The sequence below is a fragment of the Enterobacter sp. 186315 genome (genome assembly GCF_053290175.1).
The window spans coordinates 173,838-200,306 of record NZ_JBPTTK010000006.1; the positions used below are offsets into that span (position 1 = coordinate 173,838).

General features: G+C 54.3%; 20 protein-coding genes. 16 read left to right on the forward strand and 4 right to left on the reverse strand.

What is annotated here, in order from left to right:
- The first annotated feature begins 160 nt into the window (after positions 1-160).
- From dmsA to ACSVHP_RS09465, 5 genes are all read left to right on the forward strand, one after another.
- On the forward strand, positions 161-2,605 hold the full coding sequence (gene dmsA / locus ACSVHP_RS09445; protein ID WP_447551756.1) for a dimethylsulfoxide reductase subunit A: 2,445 nt from the start codon (positions 161-163) through the stop codon (positions 2,603-2,605).
- A 10-nt stretch (positions 2,606-2,615) separates the two neighbouring features.
- Positions 2,616-3,233, forward strand: a complete 618-nt coding sequence (locus ACSVHP_RS09450) for a DMSO/selenate family reductase complex B subunit (protein ID WP_447551757.1) — start codon at positions 2,616-2,618, stop codon at positions 3,231-3,233.
- A 1-nt stretch (position 3,234) separates the two neighbouring features.
- Positions 3,235-4,098 carry a dimethyl sulfoxide reductase anchor subunit family protein gene (locus ACSVHP_RS09455; RefSeq protein ID WP_447551758.1) on the forward strand — a complete coding sequence of 288 codons (864 nt, stop codon included), beginning with the start codon at positions 3,235-3,237 and terminating at the stop codon, positions 4,096-4,098.
- 274 nt (positions 4,099-4,372) lie between these two features.
- On the forward strand, positions 4,373-5,521 hold the full coding sequence (locus ACSVHP_RS09460) for an MFS transporter (RefSeq protein ID WP_447551759.1): 1,149 nt from the start codon (positions 4,373-4,375) through the stop codon (positions 5,519-5,521).
- Between the two features lie 123 nt (positions 5,522-5,644).
- Entirely contained in the window at positions 5,645-6,142 is a 498-nt protein-coding gene (locus ACSVHP_RS09465) for an anti-virulence regulator CigR family protein (protein ID WP_447551760.1), read from the forward strand.
- Positions 6,143-6,213: 71 nt separating this feature from the next.
- Here the strand turns inward: ACSVHP_RS09465 and pflA are convergent, their stop codons facing one another.
- The 4 genes from pflA to ycaO form a co-directional block, all read right to left on the reverse strand.
- Complete coding sequence (gene pflA / locus ACSVHP_RS09470) at positions 6,214-6,954, reverse strand: pyruvate formate lyase 1-activating protein (RefSeq protein ID WP_137848949.1); 741 nt, start codon at positions 6,952-6,954, stop codon at positions 6,214-6,216.
- Between the two features lie 203 nt (positions 6,955-7,157).
- Positions 7,158-9,440, reverse strand: a complete 2,283-nt coding sequence (pflB, locus tag ACSVHP_RS09475; protein ID WP_234673982.1) for a formate C-acetyltransferase — start codon at positions 9,438-9,440, stop codon at positions 7,158-7,160.
- Positions 9,441-9,491: 51 nt separating this feature from the next.
- Entirely contained in the window at positions 9,492-10,349 is an 858-nt protein-coding gene (gene focA, locus ACSVHP_RS09480) for a formate transporter FocA (protein ID WP_234673981.1), read from the reverse strand.
- Positions 10,350-10,755: 406 nt separating this feature from the next.
- The gene (gene ycaO, locus ACSVHP_RS09485; protein ID WP_447551761.1) at positions 10,756-12,516 is read right to left on the reverse strand and encodes a 30S ribosomal protein S12 methylthiotransferase accessory factor YcaO; all 1,761 of its coding nucleotides are present in this window, start codon (positions 12,514-12,516) and stop codon (positions 10,756-10,758) included.
- Positions 12,517-12,643: 127 nt separating this feature from the next.
- On the opposite strand from ycaO, the gene ACSVHP_RS09490 reads away from it, so the two are divergent.
- The 11 genes from ACSVHP_RS09490 to ACSVHP_RS09540 all read left to right on the forward strand — a co-directional run bounded on the left by ACSVHP_RS09490 (position 12,644) and on the right by ACSVHP_RS09540 (position 26,454).
- Positions 12,644-13,336, forward strand: coding sequence for a DUF421 domain-containing protein (locus ACSVHP_RS09490; protein WP_447551762.1), 693 nt, complete (start codon positions 12,644-12,646; stop codon positions 13,334-13,336).
- A gap of 162 nt (positions 13,337-13,498) precedes the next feature.
- Positions 13,499-14,587: a 3-phosphoserine/phosphohydroxythreonine transaminase gene (gene serC / locus ACSVHP_RS09495; RefSeq protein WP_447551763.1), complete on the forward strand. Its 1,089-nt coding sequence runs from the start codon at positions 13,499-13,501 to the stop codon at positions 14,585-14,587.
- A 70-nt stretch (positions 14,588-14,657) separates the two neighbouring features.
- A complete protein-coding gene (gene aroA, locus ACSVHP_RS09500) occupies positions 14,658-15,941 on the forward strand; it encodes a 3-phosphoshikimate 1-carboxyvinyltransferase (RefSeq protein ID WP_447551764.1) in 1,284 nt (427 codons plus the stop codon).
- Between the two features lie 151 nt (positions 15,942-16,092).
- Entirely contained in the window at positions 16,093-16,854 is a 762-nt protein-coding gene (gene loiP / locus ACSVHP_RS09505; protein ID WP_417314317.1) for a metalloprotease LoiP, read from the forward strand.
- Positions 16,855-17,027: 173 nt separating this feature from the next.
- A complete protein-coding gene (gene cmk, locus ACSVHP_RS09510) occupies positions 17,028-17,711 on the forward strand; it encodes a (d)CMP kinase (RefSeq protein WP_014069582.1) in 684 nt (227 codons plus the stop codon).
- Positions 17,712-17,822: 111 nt separating this feature from the next.
- A complete protein-coding gene (gene rpsA / locus ACSVHP_RS09515) occupies positions 17,823-19,496 on the forward strand; it encodes a 30S ribosomal protein S1 (RefSeq protein ID WP_010429251.1) in 1,674 nt (557 codons plus the stop codon).
- A 167-nt stretch (positions 19,497-19,663) separates the two neighbouring features.
- Entirely contained in the window at positions 19,664-19,951 is a 288-nt protein-coding gene (gene ihfB, locus ACSVHP_RS09520) for an integration host factor subunit beta (protein ID WP_014069584.1), read from the forward strand.
- Between the two features lie 212 nt (positions 19,952-20,163).
- On the forward strand, positions 20,164-22,422 hold the full coding sequence (locus ACSVHP_RS09525) for a ComEC family protein (RefSeq protein WP_447551765.1): 2,259 nt from the start codon (positions 20,164-20,166) through the stop codon (positions 22,420-22,422).
- Positions 22,423-22,457: 35 nt separating this feature from the next.
- A complete protein-coding gene (gene msbA / locus ACSVHP_RS09530; protein ID WP_234673974.1) occupies positions 22,458-24,206 on the forward strand; it encodes a lipid A ABC transporter ATP-binding protein/permease MsbA in 1,749 nt (582 codons plus the stop codon).
- A complete protein-coding gene (lpxK, locus tag ACSVHP_RS09535; protein ID WP_447551766.1) occupies positions 24,203-25,180 on the forward strand; it encodes a tetraacyldisaccharide 4'-kinase in 978 nt (325 codons plus the stop codon). The genes msbA and lpxK overlap by 4 nt, the downstream gene beginning before the upstream one ends.
- A 44-nt stretch (positions 25,181-25,224) precedes the next feature.
- Positions 25,225-26,454: a winged helix-turn-helix domain-containing protein gene (locus ACSVHP_RS09540; protein ID WP_447551767.1), complete on the forward strand. Its 1,230-nt coding sequence runs from the start codon at positions 25,225-25,227 to the stop codon at positions 26,452-26,454.
- Positions 26,455-26,469 lie beyond the last annotated feature (15 nt).

Below are 26,469 nucleotides of genomic sequence, written 5' to 3' on the forward strand. Positions count from 1 at the left end.
TGCTTTGACACGAGGCAATAACTCCTCCCTCCAAAGTAGTAATACTCCCCGAACGAAAGTCAGCATAAAAGACCAGAAACGAAGTAATTCGTTATATATAAAACTACATAGCAGCCTGTGCCGCCTCTCTTTTCTTTGTGAGCAACCAAAGTGAGTCTTTATGAAAATCAAAGCGCCTGAAGCATTAATGGCTGCCGAGGTCACTCGCCGTGGGTTGATGAAAACCACGGCAATTGGCGGACTGGCCGTTGCCAGCAGCGCGTTCACTTTACCTTTTTCACGTCTGGCATCGGCGGCGGACGCGCTGTCCCCGGCCACGGCCCCGGAAAACGTAGTGTGGAGCGCCTGTACGGTAAACTGTGGGAGTCGTTGCCCGCTGCGTATGCATGTGGTGGATGGCGAGATCAAATATGTCGAAACCGATAATACCGGGGACGATAGCTACGAAGGGTTACACCAGGTTCGCGCCTGTCTGCGTGGCCGCTCTATGCGCCGCCGCGTCTATAACCCGGATCGCCTCAAGTATCCAATGAAGCGCGTCGGCAAGCGTGGGGAAGGAAAGTTCGAGCGTATCAGCTGGGACGAAGCCTACGAGATCATCTCCACCAACATGCAGCGGCTGATCAAAGAGTACGGTAACGAGTCTATCTACCTCAACTACGGTACAGGTACGCTGGGCGGCACCATGACCCGCTCATGGCCGCCGGGAAAAACGCTGGTTGCCCGTCTGATGAACTGCTGCGGCGGTTATCTGAATCACTACGGCGATTACTCTTCCGCACAGATTGCCGAGGGCCTGAATTACACCTACGGCGGCTGGGCAGACGGCAACAGCCCGTCCGATATCGAAAACAGTAAGCTGGTGGTGCTGTTCGGTAACAACCCTGGCGAAACCCGCATGAGCGGCGGCGGGGTGACTTACTATCTTGAACAGGCGCGTGCGAAATCCAACGCGCGGATGATCATTATCGATCCGCGTTACACCGATACCGGTGCCGGACGCGAAGACGAGTGGATCCCAATCCGTCCGGGCACCGATGCCGCGCTGGTAAATGCTCTGGCGTGGGTGATGATCACCGAAAACCTCGTTGACCAACCTTTCCTCGATAAATACTGCGTCGGCTATGACGAGAAAACCCTGCCGGCCAGCGCGCCTGCAAACGGGCACTACAAGGCCTATATCCTCGGTCAGGGCAGCGATGGCGTGGCGAAAACGCCGGAGTGGGCATCAACCATCACCGGGATCCCTGTCGAGCGTATCGTTCAGCTGGCGCGTGAAATTGGCTCGGCAAAACCGGCCTATATCAGCCAGGGCTGGGGACCGCAGCGCCACGCTAACGGTGAAATTGCGACGCGTTCGATTTCCATGCTCTCCATTCTGACCGGCAACGTGGGGATCCACGGCGGTAACAGCGGCGCGCGTGAAGGGTCGTATTCCCTGCCGTTTGAGCGTATGCCGACGCTGGACAACCCGGTTCAGACCAGCATCTCCATGTTTATGTGGACCGACGCCATCGAGCGCGGCCCGGAAATGACCGCTCTGCGCGATGGCGTGCGCGGTAAAGATAAGCTGGATGTGCCGATCAAGATGATCTGGAACTATGCCGGTAACTGCCTCATCAACCAGCACTCCGAAATCAACCGCACCCATGAGATCCTCCAGGACGACAAGAAGTGCGAGATGATTGTGGTAATTGATTGCCACATGACCTCGTCGGCGAAATATGCCGACATCCTGTTGCCGGACTGCACCGCGTCCGAGCAGATGGACTTCGCGCTGGATGCCTCCTGCGGCAACATGTCCTACGTAATCTTTACTGACCAGGCCATCAAACCACGCTTCGAGTGCAAAACCATCTATGAGATGACCACCGAGCTGGCGAAGCGTCTTGGGGTTGAACAGCAGTTTACCGAAGGGCGTACCCAGGAAGAGTGGATGCGCCATCTGCATGAACTTTCCCGCGAGAAGATCCCCGGTCTGCCTGATTTCGATACTTTCCGCAAGCAGGGTATTTACAAACAGCGCGATCCGGAAGGGCACCATGTTGCCTATAAAGCCTTCCGTGAGGATCCGCACGCCAATCCGCTGACCACCCCGTCGGGCAAAATCGAAATTTACTCCGAAGCGCTGGCGAAAATCGCGGCGACCTGGGAGCTGCCGGAAGGGGATGTTATCGATCCGCTGCCAATCTACACGCCGGGCTTCGAAAACTACAACGATCCGCTGGCGGCGAAATTCCCGCTGCAATTGACCGGTTTCCACTACAAGGCGCGCGTTCACTCCACCTACGGCAACGTCGACGTGCTGAAAGCCTCGTGTCGTCAGGAGATGTGGATCAACCCGATGGATGCGAAAGCGCGCGGCATTGCCAATGGCGATCGCGTACGCATCTTCAACGGCCGTGGCGAAGTGCATATCGAAGCCAAAGTCACACCGCGCATGATGCCTGGCGTTGTCGCGCTGGGGGAAGGGGCCTGGTATAACCCGGATGCAAACCGCATCGACCAGGCAGGCAGCATTAACGTGCTGACCACACAGCGTCCGTCGCCGCTGGCGAAGGGCAACCCGTCCCACACGAACCTCGTTCAGGTTGAGAAGGTGTAAGGAGTAACCGATGACAACCCAGTATGGATTTTTTATTGATTCCAGCCGCTGCACCGGTTGCAAAACCTGCGAACTGGCCTGCAAGGACTACAAAGATTTAACCCCCGACGTCAGCTTCCGCCGTATTTATGAATACGCGGGCGGCGACTGGCAGGAGGACAACGGCGTCTGGCATCAGAACGTCTTCGCCTATTACCTGTCGATTGCCTGCAACCACTGCGAAGATCCGGCCTGTACCAAGGTCTGCCCGAGCGGGGCGATGCACAAGCGCGACGACGGCTTTGTGGTGGTGAACGAAGATGTCTGTATCGGCTGCCGCTACTGCCACATGGCCTGCCCGTACGGTGCGCCGCAGTACAACGAAGCCAAAGGGCACATGACCAAGTGTGACGGCTGCCACTCCCGCGTGGCCGACGGCAAAAAGCCGATCTGCGTCGAGTCCTGCCCGCTGCGCGCGCTGGACTTCGGCCCGATTGAGGAGCTGCGTAAAAAACACGGTCAGCTGGCGGCGGTTGCGCCGCTGCCGTCCGCGCACTTCACCAAACCGAGCATTGTGATTAAACCTAATGCCAACAGCCGCCCGACAGGGGACACCACCGGCTACCTGGCAAACCCGAAGGAGGTGTGAGATGGGAAGTGGATGGCATGAATGGCCGCTGATGATCTTCACGGTCTTCGGGCAGTGCGTGGCGGGTGGTTTTATTGTGCTCGCGCTGGCGCTGTTAAAGGGCAATCTGAACGCCGAGCAGCAGCAGCGTGTCGTGCTGAGCATGTTTGGCCTGTGGGTGCTGATGGGGATTAGCTTTATCGCTTCAACGCTGCACCTTGGTTCGCCGATGCGCGCCTTTAACTCGCTGAACCGCGTGGGTGCCTCTTCGCTCAGCAATGAAATTGCCAGCGGCGCAATTTTCTTTGCCGTCGGCGGTCTTGGCTGGCTGCTGGCTGCACTGAAAAAATTACCTGCGGGTCTGCGCGGTATCTGGCTGATCGTCACGATGGTGCTGGGCGTGGTCTTCGTGTGGATGATGGTGCGCGTTTATAACACCATCGACACCGTCCCGACCTGGTACAGCGTCTGGACGCCAATGAGCTTCTTCCTGACGATGTTTATCGGCGGGCCGCTGCTGGGCTTCCTGCTGCTGCGCGTAGCGGGCGTGAACGGCTGGGCGATGCGTCTGCTGCCGGTGGTTTCCATGCTGGCGCTGCTGGTGAGCGCGGTCGTCGCGCTGATGCAGGGGGCAGAGCTTGCCACTATTCACAGCTCCATTCAGCAGGCGTCTGCGCTGGTACCTGACTACGGCTCGCTGATGGCCTGGCGCGTGGTGCTCCTGACGGCGGCGCTGGCGTGCTGGGTTGTGCCTCAGGTGAAGGGTTATCAGCCCGCGCTGCCGCTGCTGTCCCTGGCCTTTGTGCTGGTGCTGGCAGGTGAGTTGATTGGTCGCGGAGTGTTCTACGGCCTGCATATGACGGTTGGTATGGCTATCGCCAGTTAATACCGTTATTTGTTATATAAAGCCGGGACTTAGTGCCCGGCTTTCTTTTTTTGAATCATGAAATTTTTCGACTGTCGTCCGGCCTATATTTTTCCCTTAAATAAACAAAAACAATCAGATAATAAATATTGGTAGCAGGCGTTGCATTAGCAGGATTAGTTTTTTAAATCGACGCTGTACATATCGTGCTTGCCGCGTAAATCGGTGGATTGACTTTGTTTTTGCCAGTGGCATGATGCGCACGAAATCTGAACTTCCTCACGGTTTTTAATCCATGACCACTTATACCCGGCCAGTGCTCCTGTTGCTCTGTGGCCTGCTTCTGCTGACCCTGGCGATCGCAGTGTTAAATACGCTCGTCCCGCTGTGGCTCGCCCATGAAAACTTACCGACCTGGCAGGTGGGTATGGTTAGCTCGTCCTTTTTTACCGGGAACCTGCTGGGCACGTTATTAACCGGTAGCCTGATTAAGCGCGCGGGCTTTAACCGCAGCTATTATCTTGCCTCGCTGATTTTCGCCGTGGGATGCGCGGGGCTGGGCCTGATGGTCGGCTTCTGGAGCTGGATGCTGTGGCGCTTCATTGCGGGCGTAGGCTGCGCGATGATCTGGGTAGTCGTGGAAAGCGCGCTGATGTGCAGCGGCACGTCACGCAACCGCGGCCGTCTGCTGGCGGCCTATATGATGGTTTACTACGTGGGTACCGTGCTGGGCCAGCTGATGGTCAGCAAGCTGCCAACCGACCTCATGAGCGTCCTACCGTGGGTGACGGGCATGGTGCTGGCTGCGATTTTGCCGCTGCTGTTCACGCGTATCGTGAACCAGCAGAGCGAGCATCAGGAAGCGACCCACGTCTGGCCGATGCTGAGACTGCCTCAGGCGCGCCTCGGCGTTAACGGCTGCATTATTTCGGGTATCGTGCTGGGCTCGCTCTACGGGCTGATGCCGCTTTATCTGAACCATCAGGGCGTGAGCGATTCCGGTATCGGCTTCTGGATGGCGGTGATGGTCAGCGCGGGGATTGTCGGTCAGTGGCCGATTGGCCGTCTGGCGGATCGCTTTGGTCGTCTGCTGGTCCTGCGCGTGCAGGTGTTTGTGGTAATTATGGGCTGCGTGGCCATGCTCAGCAACGCAGCGATGGCGCCAGCGCTGTTTATTCTGGGCGCGGCGGGTTTTACGCTTTATCCGGTGGCGATGGCCTGGGCCTGTGAGAAAGTGGAACACCATCAGCTGGTGGCGATGAACCAGGCGCTGTTGCTGAGCTACACCATCGGCAGTTTACTTGGGCCGACGTTTACCGCGATGCTGATGCAGAACTATTCCGACAATCTGCTGTTTATCATGATTGCCAGCGTGTCGTTTATTTATCTCCTGATGCTGCTGCGTAAAGCGGGTGAACATCCAACCCCGGTTGCGCACGCCTGATTAAATAAAAGCCTGTCGATGACAGGCTTTTTTGTCTCCGTCACAACTAAGAGTTTTACTTATTGTTTGTTTATTGCGCCGGGCGATAATTCAGGTGAGTCCTACCACTATAAGGCAGCCATCATGTCTATTCGTCGTTTATCCACTGCCGCACTGGCAGTAGTGTTGTCTTTAACCTTTGCAACGGCTCCGGTTATGGCGAACCCGGGAAACGGGAACGGTCACGGAAATGGTAACGGACAAGGTAATAGCGGCAATCATGGAAACGGAAATTCCGGTAACCATGGCAATAAACAAAATAACGGTCATCAGGATCCCGGCAAATCGAATAAAAGCGTCGGTGATGATGTAGATGCCCGCGTGAGCTTCGATCATGCCCGCCACCTGGCGCTGAATTATGGGCTGACAGGCTATGATTCACTGCCGCCGGGCATTGCGAAAAATCTCGCTCGGGGTAAACCTCTGCCTCCGGGAATAGCTAAAAAGACGGTGCCTGCCTCGATGCTCGGCCAGCTTCCGTCTTATCCGGGCTATGAATGGCGGGTCGTGGGGGACGACCTGGTGTTAATTGCGCTCAGCACGGCAATCGTGACCACGATTATTAACGGCGTCTTTAAATAGAATAAAAAAAGCCCGGTGCAATCACCGAGCTTTTTATTATCACGTCTAAACCCTCACCTGAGGAGTTGTGATTAATACATCACTTTGTGACCGTACTGCTCAAGAATGCCTTTAACGCGCTCCATGGTCTCTTTCTTCGGCGGCTTCACGCCATCGAGCTTATACTCTTCGCCCATCGCCACCCATTTATGTTTACCCAGCTCGTGGTAAGGCAGCAGCTCAATTTTCTCAACGTTACCCATGTCGCGGGTAAACTCGCCGAGGCGGTGCGCGGAATCGTCATCATCTGACCAGCCTGGCACAACCACATAGCGGATCCAGGTTTTAATGCCTTTACCGGAGATGTATTTCGCAAACTCCAGGGTACGGTGGTTAGACACGCCAACCAGATTCTGGTGGATCTCGTCGTTCATCTGTTTGAGATCGAGCATCACCAGGTCGGTCACTTCAAGCAGCTCATCAATGACCGGATCGTAGCGGCGCACGAAGCCGTTGGTATCGAGACAGGTGTGAATACCTTCTTTGCGGCAGGCGCGGAACCAGTCGCGCACGAACTCTGCCTGAAGGATAGCCTCACCGCCGGACGCGGTTACGCCGCCGCCGGATGCATTCATAAAGTGACGGTAGGTCACGACCTCTTTCATCAGATCTTCAACGGTGACCTCTTTGCCGCCGTGCGTGTCCCAGGTATCGCGGTTGTGACAGTACAGGCAACGCATCAGGCAGCCCTGGAAGAAGGTAATGAAGCGGATCCCTGGGCCATCAACGGTGCCACAGGATTCAAAGGAGTGAATGCGACCAATAATTGACATTGCGGTGATATCTCCGAATTTGGCCCATCCGGGGGCCTATGTAGATGCATAGCTCAAAGGCTATGTCGAGTCTGTTTTGGCTGTTATCCATCAAGTATAGATAACGGACAAAAGAGACTGGGGTGGGGGAGGTGCTAAAAAGGCCCCACTGACGTGGAGCCTTTATTGTACGCTTTTTAACGCGTGATTTCAGTCAAATCCAATTACATGGACTGAGTGAAGGTACGGGTAATAACGTCCTGCTGCTGTTCTTTAGTCAGGGAGTTAAAACGTACTGCGTAGCCAGATACGCGGATGGTCAGCTGAGGATATTTCTCAGGATGTTCCATTGCGTCGAGCAGCATTTCACGGTTCATCACGTTCACGTTCAGGTGCTGACCACCTTCGATGGACGCTTCGTGGTGGAAGTAACCATCCATCAGACCCGCGAGGTTAGTTTTACGCACTTCGTCGTCTTTACCCAGCGCATTTGGAACGATAGAGAAGGTGTAAGAAATACCATCTTTAGCGTAAGCAAACGGCAGTTTCGCAACGGAGGTCAGAGAGGCAACTGCACCTTTCTGGTCACGACCGTGCATTGGGTTAGCACCTGGGCCGAATGGCGCGCCAGCACGACGACCGTCTGGGGTGTTACCGGTTTTCTTACCATACACAACGTTAGAGGTGATGGTCAGAACAGACTGAGTCGGGATAGCGTTACGGTAAGTAGTCAGTTTCTGAATTTTCTTCATGAAACGTTCTACCAGGTCAACCGCCATGTCATCAACGCGAGAGTCGTTGTTACCAAACTGCGGGTATTCGCCTTCGATTTCGAAGTCTACAGCCAGGCCGTCTTCGTCACGAATTGGTTTAACTTTCGCATATTTGATTGCAGACAGGGAGTCAGCAGCAACGGACAGACCTGCGATACCACACGCCATGGTGCGGATAACGTCACGGTCGTGCAGAGCCATCAGGGAGGCTTCGTAGCTGTACTTGTCGTGCATGTAGTGGATAACGTTCAGTGCGGTAACGTACTGTTTTGCCAGCCAGTCCATGAAGTGATCCATGCGGTCCATGACTTCGTCGAAGTTCAGAACGTCGCCTTTGATCGGTTCAGATTTAGGACCAACCTGCATTTTCAGTTTTTCATCAACGCCGCCGTTGATTGCGTACAGCATGGTTTTCGCCAGGTTTGCACGCGCACCGAAGAACTGCATTTGTTTACCAACAACCATTGGGCTTACGCAGCAAGCGATAGCGTAGTCGTCGTTGTTGAAGTCCGGACGCATCAGGTCATCGTTCTCGTATTGCAGAGAAGAGGTATCGATAGACACTTTAGCGGCGAATTTCTTGAAGTTCAGAGGCAGTTTTTCAGACCACAGAACGGTGATGTTCGGCTCCGGAGAAGGACCCATGGTGTACAGGGTGTTCAGGAAGCGGAAGCTGTTTTTGGTAACCAGAGTACGGCCATCAACGCCCATACCACCGATTGACTCAGTTGCCCAGATTGGGTCACCAGAGAACAGTTCATCATATTCAGGAGTACGCAGGAAGCGAACCATACGCAGTTTCATGACCAGGTGGTCAATCATTTCCTGAGCGTCTTGTTCGGTGATTTTGCCTGCTTTGATATCACGTTCGATGTAAGCATCCAGGAAGGTGGATACGCGACCGAAGGACATTGCTGCACCGTTCTGAGACTTAACTGCGGCCAGGTAGCCGAAGTAAGTCCACTGGATAGCTTCCTGAGCGTTGGTAGCAGGACCAGAGATATCACAGCCGTATTTCGCTGCCATTTCTTTGATCTGACCCAGCGCGCGGTGCTGTTCAGCGATCTCTTCACGCAGACGGATAGTTGCTTCCAGGTTTACGCCGTTTTCCAGATCGGATTGCAGAGAAACGAACTGTGCGTATTTGTCTTTCATCAGGAAGTCGATACCGTACAGCGCAACGCGACGGTAGTCACCGATGATACGGCCACGGCCATACGCATCTGGCAGACCAGTCAGAACGCCAGACTTACGGCAGTTCAGAATGTCTTTGGTGTAAACATCGAATACGCCCTGGTTGTGGGTCTTACGGTATTCGGTGAAGATTTTTTTCAGCATTGGGTCCAGCTCGCGGTTGTACGCTTTGCATGAACCTTCAACCATTTTGATACCACCGAACGGGATAATCGCGCGTTTCAGTGGTGCTTCAGTTTGCAGACCAACGATTTTCTCAAGGGCTTTGTTGATGTAGCCAGCATCGTGAGAAGTGATGGTGGAAGCAACGGAGGTGTCAAAATCAACTGGCGCGTGAGTGCGGTTTTCCAGTTTAACGCCTTCCATTACGCTGTCCCACAGCTTGGTGGTCGCGTCAGTTGCGCCAGCCAGGAAGGATTCGTCACCTTCATACGGGGTATAGTTTTTCTGAATGAAGTCACGGACGTTTACTTCATTCTGCCAGTCACCTTTAGTAAAACCTTCCCAGGCTGTGGCTAACTTTTCATTAAGCTCGGACATGTAACACCTACCTTCTTAAGTGGATTTTTTATTTTCTGCCTGAAGTAACCATCAATGATGGTCGCCACCACGCAGATAAATGACCCAGTATGTCAACCCAACTAGCAGACCCCCACCGATAATGTTCCCAATAGTGACGGGGATCAGGTTATCAGTAATAAAGTTCATGATAGTCAGGTGAGAGAAACTTTCCGGGGATGAACCAACTGCGGTCCAGAACTCCGGGCTCGCAAAGTCGCGGATGACGATACCCATCGGGATCATAAACATATTCGCGATACTGTGCTCAAAGCCGCTGGCAACAAACATCGCAACCGGCAGAACCATAATTAAGGCTTTGTCCATCAGGCTGCGACCCGAGTAGCTCATCCATACAGCCAGGCAGACCATGAGGTTAGCGAGGATGCCGAGAGCGACGGCTTCGATAAATGTGTGGTGCATTTTGTGGTCGGCGGTTTGCAGGACGTTGAGTCCCCAGGCGCCGTTGGCGGTCATGTACTCGCCAGAAAGCCACATCAACAAAACAAAGAGCAGACAGCCAACCAGGTTTCCAACGTAGACGTTTAACCAGTTGCGTGCCAGTTGGCCCCAGGTAATTCTTCCGCTGGCTTTCGCGACAACGATCAGCACCGTCGAGGTGAAGAGGTCAGCACCGCAGATGACGCAAAGAATCAGACCCAGTGAGAAGCAGATACCACCAATCAGTTTCGCGATGCCGAAGGGCATTGCAGCAGTACCGGTTGTGGCGGTGATGTAGAAGACAAAAGCAATCGAGATGAACACGCCCGCGGTGATAGCCAGATAGAAGGTTTTCATCGGGTGCTTCGTTGCTTTATAGACACCCGCTTCTTCGGCAACTTTGGCCATCGCAGCTGGGAGTAATAGATCAAAAGGGTTGTCAGCTTTCACACTAACTCTCTCTTTATTAAGTCGGCGACGAGATACTAACAAAGCATTATAGAAGAGAAATTGATATAGATCATATCTCGCCTGGCTTATAGGCCCGCAATGTGTATGGTTTTACAGCAAATGCGGAGTAAGTATTTGATTATCCGTATAAAAATAAATTTTAAAAGTTACGAAAAGAGTTGAATTATTTTGTTCGCGCTCCCTTAAAACAGTTAATTAAAATGGAGTATTTATCATAAATAGTAACAGTCAAACCTGGATAAGTATTATTATATTTACCCGTGATTAACTTAATTATTACAATTAAAAATCATTGCGAAAAAAATAAAAAAACGGGGCAATGAAATTGCCCCGTAATATAGCCCAGGCGATTGAATACGCCTACAGTCTGTAATGTTGTATGCGCTTATTTTGACCAGTAAGCGGCTTTTGCTTTTTGCAGTTTCTCGTACGCCTTCAGCAGCGACTGGTGTGCCGGGAAGGCCTTAAGATCGCTATCGACAGCCTGAAGGCCATAGAACGGCGCTTCACCGCTCAGCGCCGCGCTGGCGGCTTCTACCGCATCCGCACCGTACATCCGCACGAACGCATTCAGGTATTGCAGCGGCTGACGATCTTCTTCCAGTGCCAGCAGCAGCAGGGTTTGCAGGCAGCGGTAATAGTTTGCGCGCTCCGGGCTGAAGACCGACTGGTTGAACTCCATCGTCCATTCCGTCCACGCCAGCGCCTGATCCAGATCGCCGCCCGCCAGTGCCAGCATCGCTTTCAGCTCGCCAATACGCAGGGTGTACCAGCCATTGTCTTTGCCGGTCGCCAGACCTAAGAGTTCACGAACGCGCGTAAAGTCATCGTGGCCTTCATCGTCCAGCTGTGCGATCAGATTCAGATAATCTTCTTTTTCCCACTCGCTGCCAGGCAGGGCGAGGATAGTGTCACGATGATGCGCGCCCATGCTGTTATTGGCCAGCCACAAATCTTCTGCCGGATAAATATCAGACATGCCCGGGACCAGAATACGGCATGCGTAGACGCTCAGGTGTTCGTAGTCGGCGATATAGACTTCTTTATCTTCCGCGTTGAAAATCGCCATCAGCGTGGCGAACTCCTCTTCGGTTGTTCCGGCAAAGCTCCAGTCCACGAACGGGTAGTCGGCGTCTTGCTTGAACATATCCCATGAGATCAAACCGCTGGAATCGATAAAGTGGGTTTCGAGGTTCGCGTGTTCAGCCACTTCTTCGTCATCAAACGTCGGCGGGGTAAACACGTCCAGATCTTTCAGCCCGCGGCCCTGTAACAGCTCGGTGACGGTACGCTCCAGCGCCACGCCAAAGTCCGGGTGCGCGCCGAAGGAGGCGAAGCAGGTTCCGTTAGCCGGGTTGAACAGCACCACGCAGATAACCGGGTATTTACCGCCCAGCGAGCCGTCGTAGGCAAAAATTGGGAAACCTTCTGCTTCCAGTTTGGCGATGGATTCCACCACGCCAGGGTAGCGCGCCAGCACGTCGGCCGGGATTTCTGGCAGGCTGATGGATTCGGCGATAATACGGTTTTTAATATGACGTTCGAAAACTTCAGACAGACCCTGAACGCGCGCTTCGTTGCGGGTGTTACCGGCTGACATGCCGTTAGACACGTACAGGTTGCCCACGATATTCATCGGAATATAGACGGTCTGCTCGTCAGACTGGCGGGTAAACGGCAGAGCACAAATCCCGCGCTCGTCATTACCTGACTGCAAATCAACCAGCATACTCGCGGTCAGCTCGTTGTCCGCATCGTAAAACGCGCGCAGACGCTCATCCAGAATGCCTTCCGGCAGTTCGTCGTCTTCAGGCAGTGGGAACCATTTTTCGTTCGGATAATGCACGAACGGGCCATTTGCGATGGTGTCACCCAGCCAGAAATCGGCGAAGAAATAGTTGGTCGACAGACGCTCAAAATACTCTCCCAGCGCAGAGGCCAGAGCCGCCTTTTTGGTGGCGCCTTTACCGTTGGTAAAGCACAGCGCGCAGTCTTTGTCGCGAATATGCACGGACCAGACGTGAGGCACCGGGTTAAGCCAGGAGGCTTCTTCGATATTAAAGCCCAGGTCGGTCAGTTTCTGCTGGAAGCGAGCGATGGAATCTTCCAGAGCGGCGTCTTTGCCGGGGATAAAGGTTTGAGTCATGGCGTTCACTTTATTCGTACGTAAAGCGCGCAATGATACGGGTTTTGCGTGACGGGTGCTATCTTCGGCGAAAATAAAAGACTGGACTATGCTTAATGGCAGTAACCTACTGTTAAGGCATAGAAAAATGAAAGCATTCGATCTCCAGCGGATGGCGTTTGATAAAGTCCCACCCGAATTTTTAGGCGAAGTCGCCCTGCGCAGCGTTTATACCTTCGTGCTGGTGTTTCTCTTTCTCAAAATAACCGGGCGTCGTGGCGTGCGGCAGATGTCGCTCTTCGAGGTATTGATCATCCTGACGTTAGGCTCGGCGGCGGGGGACGTGGCCTTTTATGACGATGTTCCGATGGTGCCGGTGTTTCTGGTGTTCGTCACCCTGGCGATACTTTACCGCCTGGTGATGTGGCTGATGTCTAAAAGCGAAAAGCTGGAAGATCTGCTGGAAGGAAAGCCGGTAGTGATTGTCGAGGACGGTCAGCTGGCCTGGGAAAACGTGCGCAGCGCCAACATGACCGAATTTGAATTCTTTATGGAGCTCCGCCTGAGCAGCGTCGAACAGCTCGGGCAGGTGCGTCTGGCGATCATGGAAACCAACGGTCAGATAAGCGTTTATTACTACTCCGACGAGGAGGTCAGGCCCGGCCTCTGTATCCTGCCGGACATGCTTATCGAGCGCCATACCACGGTGCCGGAAACGGGCGAGTACGCCTGCCTGAAGTGCAGCAACGTCCTGACCATGCAGGCGGGCGATCATCAGTTATGTCCGCGCTGCGCAAATCCAGAATGGACAAGGGCCAGCCGGGCGAAGCGTATCACCTGACAGCGATTTTGTCGGTTTTGTGACGGGAGGATGGCAGATTGTTTTGTGTGACGAGGGGCACATTTCTTCGGTCATAAGTTTTAGACATTGCGGCGCGTGTCACTGAATGATAAAACCGATATCCACAGTTATAACTTATTGCTTTTAGCGTGGTGAGGGGAAATGGCACAAGTCTTTAATTTCAGTTCAGGTCCGGCAATGTTACCGGCGGATGTACTTAAACAGGCTCAGCAGGAACTTTGCGACTGGAACGGTCTGGGTACGTCGGTAATGGAAATCAGCCACCGGGGTAAAGCGTTTATTCAGGTGGCCGAAGAAGCAGAACAGAATTTTCGCGATCTGCTGAACATCCCCTCGAACTACAAAGTATTGTTCTGCCACGGCGGCGGACGCGGTCAGTTCTCTGCGATCCCGCAAAACATTCTCGGTGACAAAACCACCGCAGACTATGTTGATGCCGGTTACTGGGCGGCCAGTGCTATTAAAGAAGCCAAAAAATACTGCACCCCGAACGTCATCGACGCCAAAGTAACCGTCGACGGACTGCGCGGCGTGAAGCCGATGAGCGAGTGGCAACTTTCCCGTGATGCGGCCTACCTGCATTACTGCCCGAACGAAACCATCGACGGCATCGCCATCCATGAAGAGCCAAACTTTGGCGAAAACGTGGTGGTCACCGCCGACCTCTCTTCGACCATTCTCTCTACTCCGCTGGACGTCAGCCGCTATGGCGTGATCTACGCGGGCGCGCAGAAAAACATCGGCCCGGCGGGTCTGACTATCGTTATCGTCCGTGACGATCTCCTCGGTAAAGCGCACACCTCGTGCCCGTCCATCCTTGATTACACGGTGCTGAACGACAACGACTCCATGTTCAACACGCCGCCTACCTTTGCCTGGTATCTCTCTGGCCTGGTCTTCAAATGGCTGAAGCAGAAGGGCGGCGTGGCTGAGATGAACAAGATCAATCAGCAAAAAGCGGAGCTGCTGTATGGCGTCATTGATAAGAGCGATTTCTATCGCAACGACGTCGCGAAGGCCAACCGTTCCCGCATGAACGTGCCGTTCCAGCTGGCGGACAGCAGTCTGGATAAGCTATTCCTTGAGGAGTCGTTCGCTGCTAGCCTGCATGCCCTGAAGGGCCACCGCGTCGTGGGCGGGATGCGCGCTTCTATTTATAACGCCATGCCGCTGGAAGGCGTTAAAGCGTTAACAGATTTCATGATCGATTTCGAACGTCGTCACGGTTAATCGCGCTGTTTTTCACCCCCGCAGTTTCGCTGCGGGGTTTTTTATTATGTTGAGTTGAGAGTTACGTTTCATGGAATCCCTGACCTTACAACCTATCGCGCGGGTAGATGGCACCATTAATCTGCCTGGTTCAAAGAGTGTCTCGAACCGCGCTCTGCTGCTGGCAGCTCTGGCAAATGGCACCACCGTCCTGACAAACCTGCTGGACAGCGATGATGTTCGCCACATGCTCAATGCGCTGAAAGCGTTGGGAGTCCGATATACCCTGTCTGACGATCGTACCCGCTGTGAAGTCACCGGCAACGGCGGCGCGCTGCGTGCTAATGAAGAGCTTGAGCTGTTTCTCGGCAATGCAGGCACCGCGATGCGTCCGCTGGCGGCGGCCCTGTGTCTGGGAAGTAACAACATCGTTCTGACCGGCGAGCCGCGCATGAAAGAGCGTCCGATTGGTCATCTGGTGGATGCCCTTCGTCAGGGCGGCGCGCAGATTGATTACCTGGAACAGGAAAATTACCCGCCGCTGCGTCTGCGCGGTGGGTTTACGGGCGGTTCCGTTGAGGTTGACGGCAGCGTATCAAGCCAGTTCTTAACGGCGCTGCTGATGACCGCGCCTCTGGCACCGCAGGACACGGTTATCACCATTAAAGGTGAGCTGGTTTCCAAACCTTATATTGATATCACGCTGCACCTGATGAAGACCTTTGGTGTTGAGGTTGAAAACCAGGCGTACCAGCGCTTTGTTGTGCGCGGAGGGCAGCAGTACCAGTCACCGGGCAACTACCTGGTCGAAGGCGATGCGTCATCCGCGTCTTATTTCCTCGCTGCCGGCGCCATTAAAGGCGGCACGGTGAAAGTGACCGGCATTGGCAGTAACAGCGTGCAGGGCGATATTCGTTTTGCCGATGTGCTGGAGAAAATGGGCGCCGTGGTGACCTGGGGCGATGATTTCATCTCCTGTACCCGCGGCGAGCTGAACGCCATCGATATGGACATGAACCATATCCCTGACGCGGCGATGACCATTGCAACGGCGGCGCTGTTTGCGAAAGGCACGACCACGCTTCGCAATATCTATAACTGGCGCGTGAAAGAGACCGACCGTCTGTTTGCGATGGCGACCGAGCTGCGTAAAGTCGGTGCCGACGTCGAAGAGGGCGAAGATTTCATTCGCGTCACGCCGCCTGCTCATTTGCAGGTTGCGGAGATTGGCACCTACAACGATCACCGCATGGCGATGTGCTTCTCGCTGGTGGCGCTGTCCGATACCCCGGTGACCATCCTCGACCCGAAATGTACCGCAAAAACCTTCCCGGACTACTTCGAGCAGCTGGCGCGTATTAGCACGCTCGCCTGATCTCCCCGCTTTGTCCTTTAGCGCCAGCCGTCCGGCTGGCGCTGTGCTGTCTGCTTCAGTACTTCCGCGTTATCAGACGCAATGTTAATATAATTATGCTTTAAGCATTTGATTTATATATATTAATTATTGATATCAACGGAAGATTCTCATGACTAATAAATCATTATTAATGGCACTTGCCATTTCCTCTGCGCTGCTAGCGGGATGTTCGAATAATCTTAATGGCGACATGCTGGCTAAGGCCGGCATGTCTGCCTATAAAGCCGCCACGCTCTCTGATGCGGACGTGAAATCACTTTCTGACGCATCTTGTAAAAAGATGGATAGCGCAAATCAGCTGGCAGGGGCCAAAAGCAAGTACACCAAACGCCTGAACAAAATCGCTAAAGCGCTGGGCAACAACATTGACGGCACGCCGGTTACATACAAAGTCTATATGACTAAGGATATCAACGCCTGGGCGATGGCTAACGGCTGCGTTCGCGTCTATTCCGGCCTGATGGACCTGATGACTGACAATGAAATTGAAGGCGTTCTGGGACACGAACTGGGCCACGTGGCGTTGGGACACTCTCGTAAAGCGATGCAGACGGCCTATGCCACGCTGGCTGCGCGCGACGCACTGGCAGCAACCGGTGGCGTTGCGTCTAAACTCTCGCAGTCACAGTTGGGCGATTTGGCGGAAGGCGTCATTAACTCCTCCTTCTCACGTAGCCAGGAATCAGATGCGGATGATTTCTCCTACGATCTGCTGAAAAAACGTGGCATCAATCCGCAGGGACTGGTCACGGGCTTCGAAAAATTCGCGACTATGGATGCAGGCCGCGCGAAATCGTTAATGGATTCCCATCCTACGTCTAACGATCGTGCCCGACATATCCGCGAGCGCATCGCCGCAGACAAAAAGTAAAACAATATAAACTTCCGGGCTGGTTCCTCCCCAGCCCGCTATAATTGCGCAATTATTCCTCATCTAAGCACAGACAATTCGGGTTTTTGAATGCAACGTTAACGATTGAGGCGCCTGACGCGTATAATGCGCGGCGTTCATGTTAACGGTATGCCTTTATTAAGGAGAGAAAGATGACGGCAGTTGCCCCGGTAATCACTATTGATGGGCCAAGTGGCGCAGGGAAAGGTACTCTGTGCAAAGCGATGGCGGAAGCATTGCAATGGCATCTTCTAGACTCGGGAGCAATCTATCGCGTGCTGGCTCTGGCTGCGCTCCATCACCATGTTGATGTGGCATCAGAAGAGGCGCTGGTGCCGCTGGCTGCCCATCTGGATGTACGATTTGTCTCCACCGATGGCAACCTCGAAGTGATTCTGGAAGGGGAAGATGTGAGCGGTGAAATCCGCACCCAGGAAGTCGCCAATGCGGCCTCCCAGGTCGCTGCGTTCCCGCGCGTTCGTGAGGCGCTGCTGCGTCGCCAGCGAGGTTTCCGTGAAGCGCCGGGCCTGATTGCTGACGGGCGCGACATGGGCACGGTGGTTTTCCCTGACGCGCCGGTGAAAATTTTCCTTGATGCCTCTTCGGAAGAACGCGCCCATCGCCGTATGCTTCAGTTGCAGGAAAAGGGCTTTAGTGTTAACTTTGATCGCCTTTTATCCGAGATAAAAGAGCGCGACGACCGCGATCGCAACCGCGCCGTTGCCCCACTTGTTCCGGCAGAAGATGCCTTAGTTCTGGATTCCACCAGTTTAACTATTGAGCAAGTGATTGAAAAAGCGCTACAATATGCGCGCCAGAAATTGGCACTCGCGTAATCGCGACCGATTTAGTAGTACCCCCGCTGCAATGGATTGTCGGCGGGTATGTGAAACAACCCCATCCGGCACGGAGCCAGGTGGACGTTAATATTAACCTGAAGATTAAACATGACTGAATCTTTTGCTCAACTATTTGAAGAATCCTTAAAAACAATCGAAACCCGTCCGGGTTCCATCGTTCGTGGTGTTGTTGTTGCTATCGACAAAGACGTAGTACTGGTTGACGCCGGTCTGAAATCTGAGTCCGCCATTCCGGCAGAGCAGTTCAAAAACGCCCAGGGCGAGCTGGAAATCCAGGTTGGTGACGAAGTTGACGTTGCTCTGGATGCAGTAGAAGACGGCTTCGGTGAAACCCTGCTGTCCCGTGAGAAAGCTAAACGTCACGAAGCTTGGATCACGCTGGAAAAAGCTTACGAAGAAGCTGAAACTGTGGTCGGTGTTATCAACGGCAAAGTTAAAGGCGGCTTCACTGTTGAGCTGAATGGTATTCGTGCGTTCCTGCCAGGTTCACTGGTAGACGTTCGTCCAGTTCGTGACACTCTGCACCTCGAAGGCAAAGAGCTTGAGTTCAAAGTAATCAAGCTGGACCAGAAGCGTAACAACGTTGTTGTTTCCCGTCGTGCCGTTATCGAATCCGAAAACAGCGCAGAACGCGATCAGCTGCTGGAAAACCTCCAGGAAGGCATGGAAGTTAAAGGTATCGTTAAGAACCTCACTGACTACGGCGCATTCGTTGACCTGGGCGGCGTTGATGGCCTGCTGCACATCACTGACATGGCGTGGAAACGCGTTAAACACCCAAGCGAAATCGTGAACGTTGGCGACGAAATCACTGTTAAAGTGCTGAAGTTCGACCGCGAACGTACTCGTGTATCCCTCGGCCTGAAACAGCTGGGCGAAGATCCATGGGTAGCTATCGCTAAGCGTTACCCAGAAGGTACTAAACTGACTGGTCGCGTTACCAACCTGACCGACTACGGCTGCTTCGTTGAAATCGAAGAAGGCGTTGAAGGCCTGGTGCACGTTTCCGAAATGGACTGGACCAACAAAAACATCCACCCATCCAAAGTTGTTAACGTTGGTGATGTAGTGGAAGTAATGGTTCTGGATATCGACGAAGAACGTCGTCGTATCTCCCTGGGCCTGAAACAGTGCAAAAACAACCCATGGCAGCAGTTCGCGGAAACCCACAACAAGGGCGACCGTGTTGAAGGTAAAATCAAGTCTATCACTGACTTCGGTATCTTCATCGGCCTGGACGGCGGCATCGATGGCCTGGTTCACCTGTCTGACATCTCCTGGAACGTTGCAGGCGAAGAAGCAGTTCGTGAATACAAAAAAGGCGACGAAATCGCAGCAGTTGTTCTGCAAGTTGATGCAGAGCGTGAGCGTATCTCCCTGGGCGTTAAACAGCTCGCAGAAGATCCGTTCAACAACTGGGTTGCACTGAACAAGAAAGGCGCAATCGTAAACGGTAAAGTGACTGCTGTTGACGCTAAAGGCGCAACCGTAGAACTGGCTGACGGCGTTGAAGGTTACCTGCGCGCTTCTGAAGCTTCACGTGACCGCGTTGAAGATGCAACTCTGGTTCTGAGCGTTGGCGACGACGTTGAAGCTAAGTTCACCGGTGTTGACCGTAAGAACCGCGCTATCAGCCTGTCCGTTCGTGCTAAAGACGAAGCTGATGAGAAAGATGCAATCGCAACTGTTAACAAACAGGAAGATGCAAACTTCTCTAACAACGCAATGGCTGAAGCTTTCAAAGCAGCTAAAGGCGAGTAATATCAAGTTCTCACATCCTTTGAGCCGTAACGCATTACAGTGAGAAGGATGACGAGCAGACTTGACAGATTGCAGGATTCGTCCTGTAATCAATAACAAAGGGCGGCTACGGCCGCCCTTGTTTAATGAGCTGTTCAGCTAAATGGTTTGAAGGAACCGGAGGAATCATGACCAAGTCAGAATTGATTGAAAGACTTGCCAGTCAGCAACCGCATGTCCCTGCCAAAGCAGTGGAAGATGCTGTTAAAGAGATGCTGGAGCATATGGCCACCACTCTTGCCCAGGGCGAGCGCATTGAAATCCGCGGTTTCGGTAGTTTTTCTCTGCACTATCGTGCACCACGTACCGGGCGTAACCCGAAGACAGGCGATAAAGTCGAGCTGGAAGGTAAGTACGTTCCACACTTTAAGCCAGGCAAAGAGCTGCGCGATCGCGCCAATATTTATGGCAACTGAGTTTGGCCTTACGGGTTGAACTGGGTTAAAGAAAAAAGCACCTTTGGGTGCTTTTTTTGTTTTTGTCTCACCTGTTCTGAAGCGTCGCCGCAATTTTGATTGCGCGCTTCTGCAAACCCGTCGAAATGCCTCAGCCCTCGCCGTAAATCTCACTTTCTCCACCTGACGCCCATCTATTACCGCCACATACTGCCCGAAACAGGGAGGTTGAGATGGGAATACCGTTAGTCAGCATATGCGCCATTCTGGCAATTTTGCCGTTGCTCTGGATGCCCGTTTTGCCGGGTATTCATACCCTCTGGGTGATGATAGGCGCCGGTGTGATGTTAGCTTCCCGCCGTTTGCTGGCTTTGCGATTTACCGGGCTGTGGCTGCTTATCTTCTCCCTTGGCGTGCTGGATGCCATGACGCAGGTATGGCCGATGCAGCACTTAACCTCTAAAGCGCAGCGGGCGGAGGTGGTGATTACGGAAACCGATGGCGCGACGAGCCACAAGGTCAATATTGTCGCCCTGGACGGTAAGCGCTGGTATGCGCAAACAGGTGTGGCGTTGTACGGCAATTATCTGCCGCAGCCTGCCTGTGCGGGTCAGCGATGGGCGATGACGCTTCGCCTGAGGGCCGTTCACGGTGAACTCAATGACGGCGGCTTTGATTCGCAGCGAAATGCATTTGCCCGGCATCAGACCTTAACCGGCAGATTTACCCATGCAGAGGCGATCGACAGCACCTGTAGCCTGCGCTCGCGCTACCTGAGCTCGTTGCAGCAGACGCTTTCGCCTTATCGCTGGGGGCCGGTGATCCTGGGACTGGGGTTGGGGGAACGCCTCGCAGTGTCCCGTGACATCAATAACTTGATGCGAGAGACAGGTACGCTGCATTTGATGGCGATTTCCGGCTTACATATCGCGCTGGCCGCGTCCGTGTTCTGGCTGCTGGCGCGTGGCTTTCAGCTAATCTTGCCTGCCCACAGGGTTAACTGGCGAATGCCGGTACTCGCGGGGCTGTGTTTCGCCGCGTTTTACGCGTGGCTGACAGGACTTCAGCCCCCCGCATTACGCACGGTGATTTCACTCGGCGTGCTGGCTGCACTGAAGATAAGCGGTCGCCGCTGGTCACCCTGGCAGGTCTGGTTGTGCTGCGTGGCGGTCATCGTCATTACTGACCCTATGGCGATCCTTTCCCAGAGCCTGGCGCTATCGGCCTTTGCCGTCGCGGCGCTGATTTTCTGGTATCAGTGGCTCCCGATACCGCCGCTTAACCGCTGGATCCGACCCTTTGCGAATTTACTTTATTTGCAGGCAGGGATGCTGCTGCTCCTGTTACCGCTACAGATCGTGATATTTCACGGATTCAGTATTTCATCGCTGGTGGCCAATCTCTTCGCCGTACCGCTGGTGACCTTTGTTTCGGTACCGCTGATCCTGCTCGGTATGCTGCTGCATTTAACACCGCTGGAGTGGCTTGAAACCGCCGTCTGGCAGGCGGCGAACAGCTCGTTGGCCGGACTCTTCTGGCTGTTGATGCGCCTGCCGGACGGCTGGGTGAACGTGGATGAGCGCTGGCAATATCTGACGCTGCTCCCGTGGTTAGCCACGATCGGCTGGCGTTTTCGTTGCTGGAAGGTCACACCTGCGGTATGCCTTGCGGGCTGCATCCTGATGACGTTTCCGCTGTGGCGAACAACGAAAAACGACGGCTGGACGCTGCATATGCTGGATGTCGGGCAAGGGCTGGCGATGGTGGTAGAGCGTCAGGGCAGGGCTATTTTGTATGACACCGGGCTTGCCTGGCCGGGTGGGGACAGCGCGCAGCAAATCATCATTCCCTGGCTGCGCTGGCATCACCTGATACCTGACGGCGTTATTCTCAGCCATGAGCATCTCGATCATGCCGGTGGGCTGGCATCGTTACAAAAAAGCTGGCCAGCCATGTGGGTAAGAAGTCCGCTGCGCTGGGCCGGGCATCGACCCTGTTTTCGCGGGCAGCAATGGCGGTGGCAGGGATTAACCTTCACCGTCCACTGGCCACCCCAGGAGCAATCGGTAAAGGGGAACAATCAGTCATGCGTGGTCAAAATCGATGACGGCGAACAGAGCGTATTGCTGACAGGGGATATTGAGGCGAAGGCAGAACTGGCGATGGTGAGCCACCATTGGCGCTATCTACGGTCTACACTCATTCAGGTACCGCATCATGGAAGCAATACGTCGTCATCGCTTCCGCTTGTACAGCGTACAGATGGAAAAATCGCCCTGGCCTCGGCTGCACGCTACAACGCGTGGCGATTTCCGTCGACGAAAGTGGTGAAACGCTATCGCAAAGAGGGCTATTTTTGGCTAGATACACCCCGGTCAGGACAAATCTCTGTGACCTTTTCGCAACATAGCTGGCAAATCCGACGCTTACGCGATCAAATTTTACCACGTTGGTATCATCAGTGGTTTGGCGTGCCCGTAGATAACGGGTAGAATATGCGGCTATTTCAACAAAGCTGGTTTTTTGAATGCATAACGACAAAGATCTCTCCACGTGGCAAACCTTCCGCCGACTCTGGCCGATGATTGCACCCTTTAAAACAGGCTTGATCGTGGCGGGCGTAGCGTTAATCCTCAACGCAGCTAGCGATACGTTTATGCTATCGCTCCTTAAACCGTTACTGGATGACGGTTTCGGTAAAACGGATCGCTCAGTGTTGCTATGGATGCCTCTGGTGGTTATCGGTCTGATGATCTTGCGTGGCATCACCAGCTATATTTCCAGCTACTGCATCTCATGGGTATCGGGGAAGGTGGTCATGACCATGCGCCGCCGCCTGTTCAGCCATATGATGGGAATGCCAGTCTCTTTCTTTGATAAACAGTCCACGGGTACGCTGCTGTCGCGTATTACGTATGACTCAGAGCAGGTGGCGTCGTCCTCTTCCAGCGCGCTGATTACCGTGGTGCGTGAAGGTGCGTCGATCATCGGCCTGTTTATCATGATGTTCTACTACAGCTGGCAGCTGTCGATTATCCTTATCGTTCTGGCTCCGATTGTCTCTATTGCTATCCGCGTGGTGTCGAAGCGTTTTCGTAACATCAGTAAAAACATGCAGAACACCATGGGGCAGGTGACGACCAGCGCCGAGCAGATGCTGAAAGGGCACAAAGAAGTGCTGATTTTCGGCGGCCAGCAGGTTGAAACCAAACGCTTTGACAAGGTCAGCAATAAAATGCGCCTGCAAGGGATGAAAATGGTGTCCGCCTCTTCCATCTCTGACCCGGTTATTCAGCTGATTGCGTCGCTGGCGCTGGCATTCGTGCTGTACGCCGCGAGCTTCCCGAGCGTAATGGAAACGCTGACTGCCGGTACGATCACCGTTGTCTTCTCCTCCATGATTGCGCTGATGCGTCCGCTGAAATCCCTGACCAACGTCAACGCGCAGTTCCAGCGCGGTATGGCCGCTTGCCAGACGCTGTTCAGCATTCTCGATTCCGAGCAGGAAAAAGACGAAGGTACGCGCGTCATTGAACGCGCTAAAGGCGACGTTGAGTTCCGCAATGTAACCTTCACCTATCCTGGCCGCGATACCCCCGCGCTGCGTAGCATTAACCTGAACATTCCAGCGGGTAAAACGGTTGCACTGGTCGGGCGTTCTGGCTCCGGTAAATCAACCATCGCCAGCCTGATCACGCGTTTCTACGACATCAACGAAGGCGAAATTCTGTTAGACGGCCACGATCTGAGAGAGTACACGCTGCAATCGCTGCGTAACCAGGTCGCGCTGGTCTCCCAGAACGTCCATCTGTTTAACGATACGGTCGCCAACAACATCGCCTACGCCCGTACTGAAGAGTACAGCCGCGAGCAAATTGAAACCGCGGCGCGCATGGCTTACGCAATGGACTTCATCAACAAGATGGATAACGGGCTTGATACGATCATCGGTGAGAACGGCGTCCTGCTTTCCGGCGGTCAGCGTCAGCGTATTGCGATTGCCCGTGCGCTGCTGCGCGACAGCCCGATCCTGATCCTTGATGAAGCGACCTCTGCGCTGGATACTGAATCTGAACGTGCTATTCAGTCTGCGCTGGACGAGCTGCAAAAGAACCGTACCTCACTGGTCATTGCGCATCGTCTGTCGACTATCGAACAGGCTGATGAAATTGTCGTGGTTGAAGACGGCGTTATTGTTGAGCGCGGTAGCCATGCCGACCTGCTGGCCCATCGCGGCGTTTACGCCCAGCTTCACAAGATGCAGTTTGGCGAATGATTGCCCGCATCTGGTCAGGTGAATCACCGCTGTGGCTGCTGCTTCTGCCGCTCTCCTGGCTTTATGGCCTGGTGAGCGGTGCGATCCGCTTACTCTATCGTCTGGGGCTGAAACGCGCCTGGCGCGCCCCGGTTCCGGTGGTGGTGGTGGGTAACCTGACCGCTGGCGGAAACGGCAAAACCCCGGTGGTTATCTGGCTGGTTGAGCAACTTCAGAAACGCGGTATCCGCCCGGGCGTGGTGTCGCGGGGCTACGGTGGCAAAGCGGCAACCTATCCGCTGCTGCTGAATGCGCAAACCACCACGGCTGAAGCCGGTGATGAACCGGTGCTGATCTCTCAACGTACCGGTGCGCCGGTGGCCGTTTCCCCTGTGCGCAGTGACGCGGTTAAAGCGTTGCTTGCCGAGCATTCGGTGCAAATCATCATCACTGACGATGGCTTGCAGCACTACGCGCTGGCGCGTGATAAAGAGATCGTCGTGATTGATGGCGTTCGTCGCTTCGGGAACGGCTGGTGGCTCCCGGCCGGGCCAATGCGCGAGCGTGCTTCACGTCTGAAAACGGTAGATGCCATTATCGTTAACGGCGGCGTGGCGAAGCAGGGCGAAATCCCAATGCAGCTTCATCCTGGTCTTGCCGTTAACCTGTTGACCGGCGAACGTCGGGAAGTGGCAGCCCTGCCAAATCTGGTGGCAATGGCGGGTATCGGCCACCCGCCGCGTTTCTTCGCGACGCTTGAGCAATCCGGCGCCCGGCTTGATAAGTGCATCCCGCTGGCCGATCATCAGGCCTTAACGCCCGAGCAGGTTAACGCCTTCACCGCTAGCGGCCAGACGCTGATCATGACGGAAAAAGACGCGGTGAAATGCCGCGCCTTTGCGAAAGAAAACTGGTGGTATCTGCCGGTCGACGCCGAACTCAGCGGCGAACAGCCGGAACAACTGCTAAAAGAACTGATGGCGTTGGTGCATTAATCACACGCGCGGTTCTGGCGGCGCTTTGACTGACAGGAAAACGCATGTCTTTACCGCAGCTCTCGCTCTCAGCCGCTCGCAACCTGCATCTCGCCGCGCAGGGGCTCCTGAAAAAGCCCCGTCGCCGCGCGCAACCTGCCGATATCCTCACTACTATTCAGCGCATGTCGCTGCTGCAAATCGACACCATTAACATTGTCGCCCGTAGCCCCTATCTGGTGCTGTTTAGCCGCCTCGGGGAGTATCAACCCCAGTGGCTCGACAACGCGCTACGTCAGGGCGAGTTAATGGAGTACTGGGCGCATGAAGCCTGCTTCCTGCCGCGCAGCGATTTCTCGCTGGTGCGTCACCGCATGCTCTCTCCGGACAAGATGGGCTGGAAATACCGTCAGGAGTGGATGCAGGAACATGCCGCTGAAATTGAAGAGCTTATCGCGCATATTCAGGAAAATGGCCCGGTACGTTCGGCGGATTTTAAGCATCCTGAAAAAGGCAGCAGCGGCTGGTGGGAGTGGAAACCGCATAAGCGTCATCTGGAAGGGCTGTTCACTTCGGGCAAGGTGATGGTGATCGAGCGGCGTAATTTCCAGCGGGTCTATGACCTTACCCACCGCGTGATGCCGCACTGGGACGACCAGCGAGATTTGCTCACCCAGGACGCCGCCGAAGCGATCATGCTGGAGAACAGCGCCCGCAGCCTCGGGATTTTCCGTCCTCAGTGGCTGGCGGATTACTATCGGCTCCGTCAGCCTGCGTTAAAGCCGCTTCTGGAAGCCTGGCAACACAGCCAGCGGGCTGTTCCCGTCGAGGTCGACACGCTGGGTGATATGTGGCTTCATGCCGATTTACTCCCCCTGTTACCGCAGGCTCTGGAGGGCAAACTTCAGGCAACGCACAGCGCCGTGCTATCGCCATTCGATCCGGTCGTCTGGGACCGAAAACGCGCCGAGCAGCTGTTTAACTTCAGCTACCGGCTGGAGTGCTATACCCCAGCGCCTAAACGACAATACGGCTATTTTGTTTTACCGCTGCTGCACAAAGGGCAGCTGGTCGGACGGATGGATGCCAGAATGCAGCGTAAGCTCGGCGTTCTGGAGGTTATCTCGCTCTATCTGGAAGAGGGGGTAAAGGTGACGCAGAGCCTGGAGAAAGGATTGACCGGCGCAATCAGCGATTTTGCGCGCTGGCAGGGGGCAAACAACGTGACGCTGGGGCGTCTGCCAGACGGGTTATTCGCAACCTGTCGAAGTGGCTGGGAAACAGGCACTCCCTGAAAAAGGAATGTGATA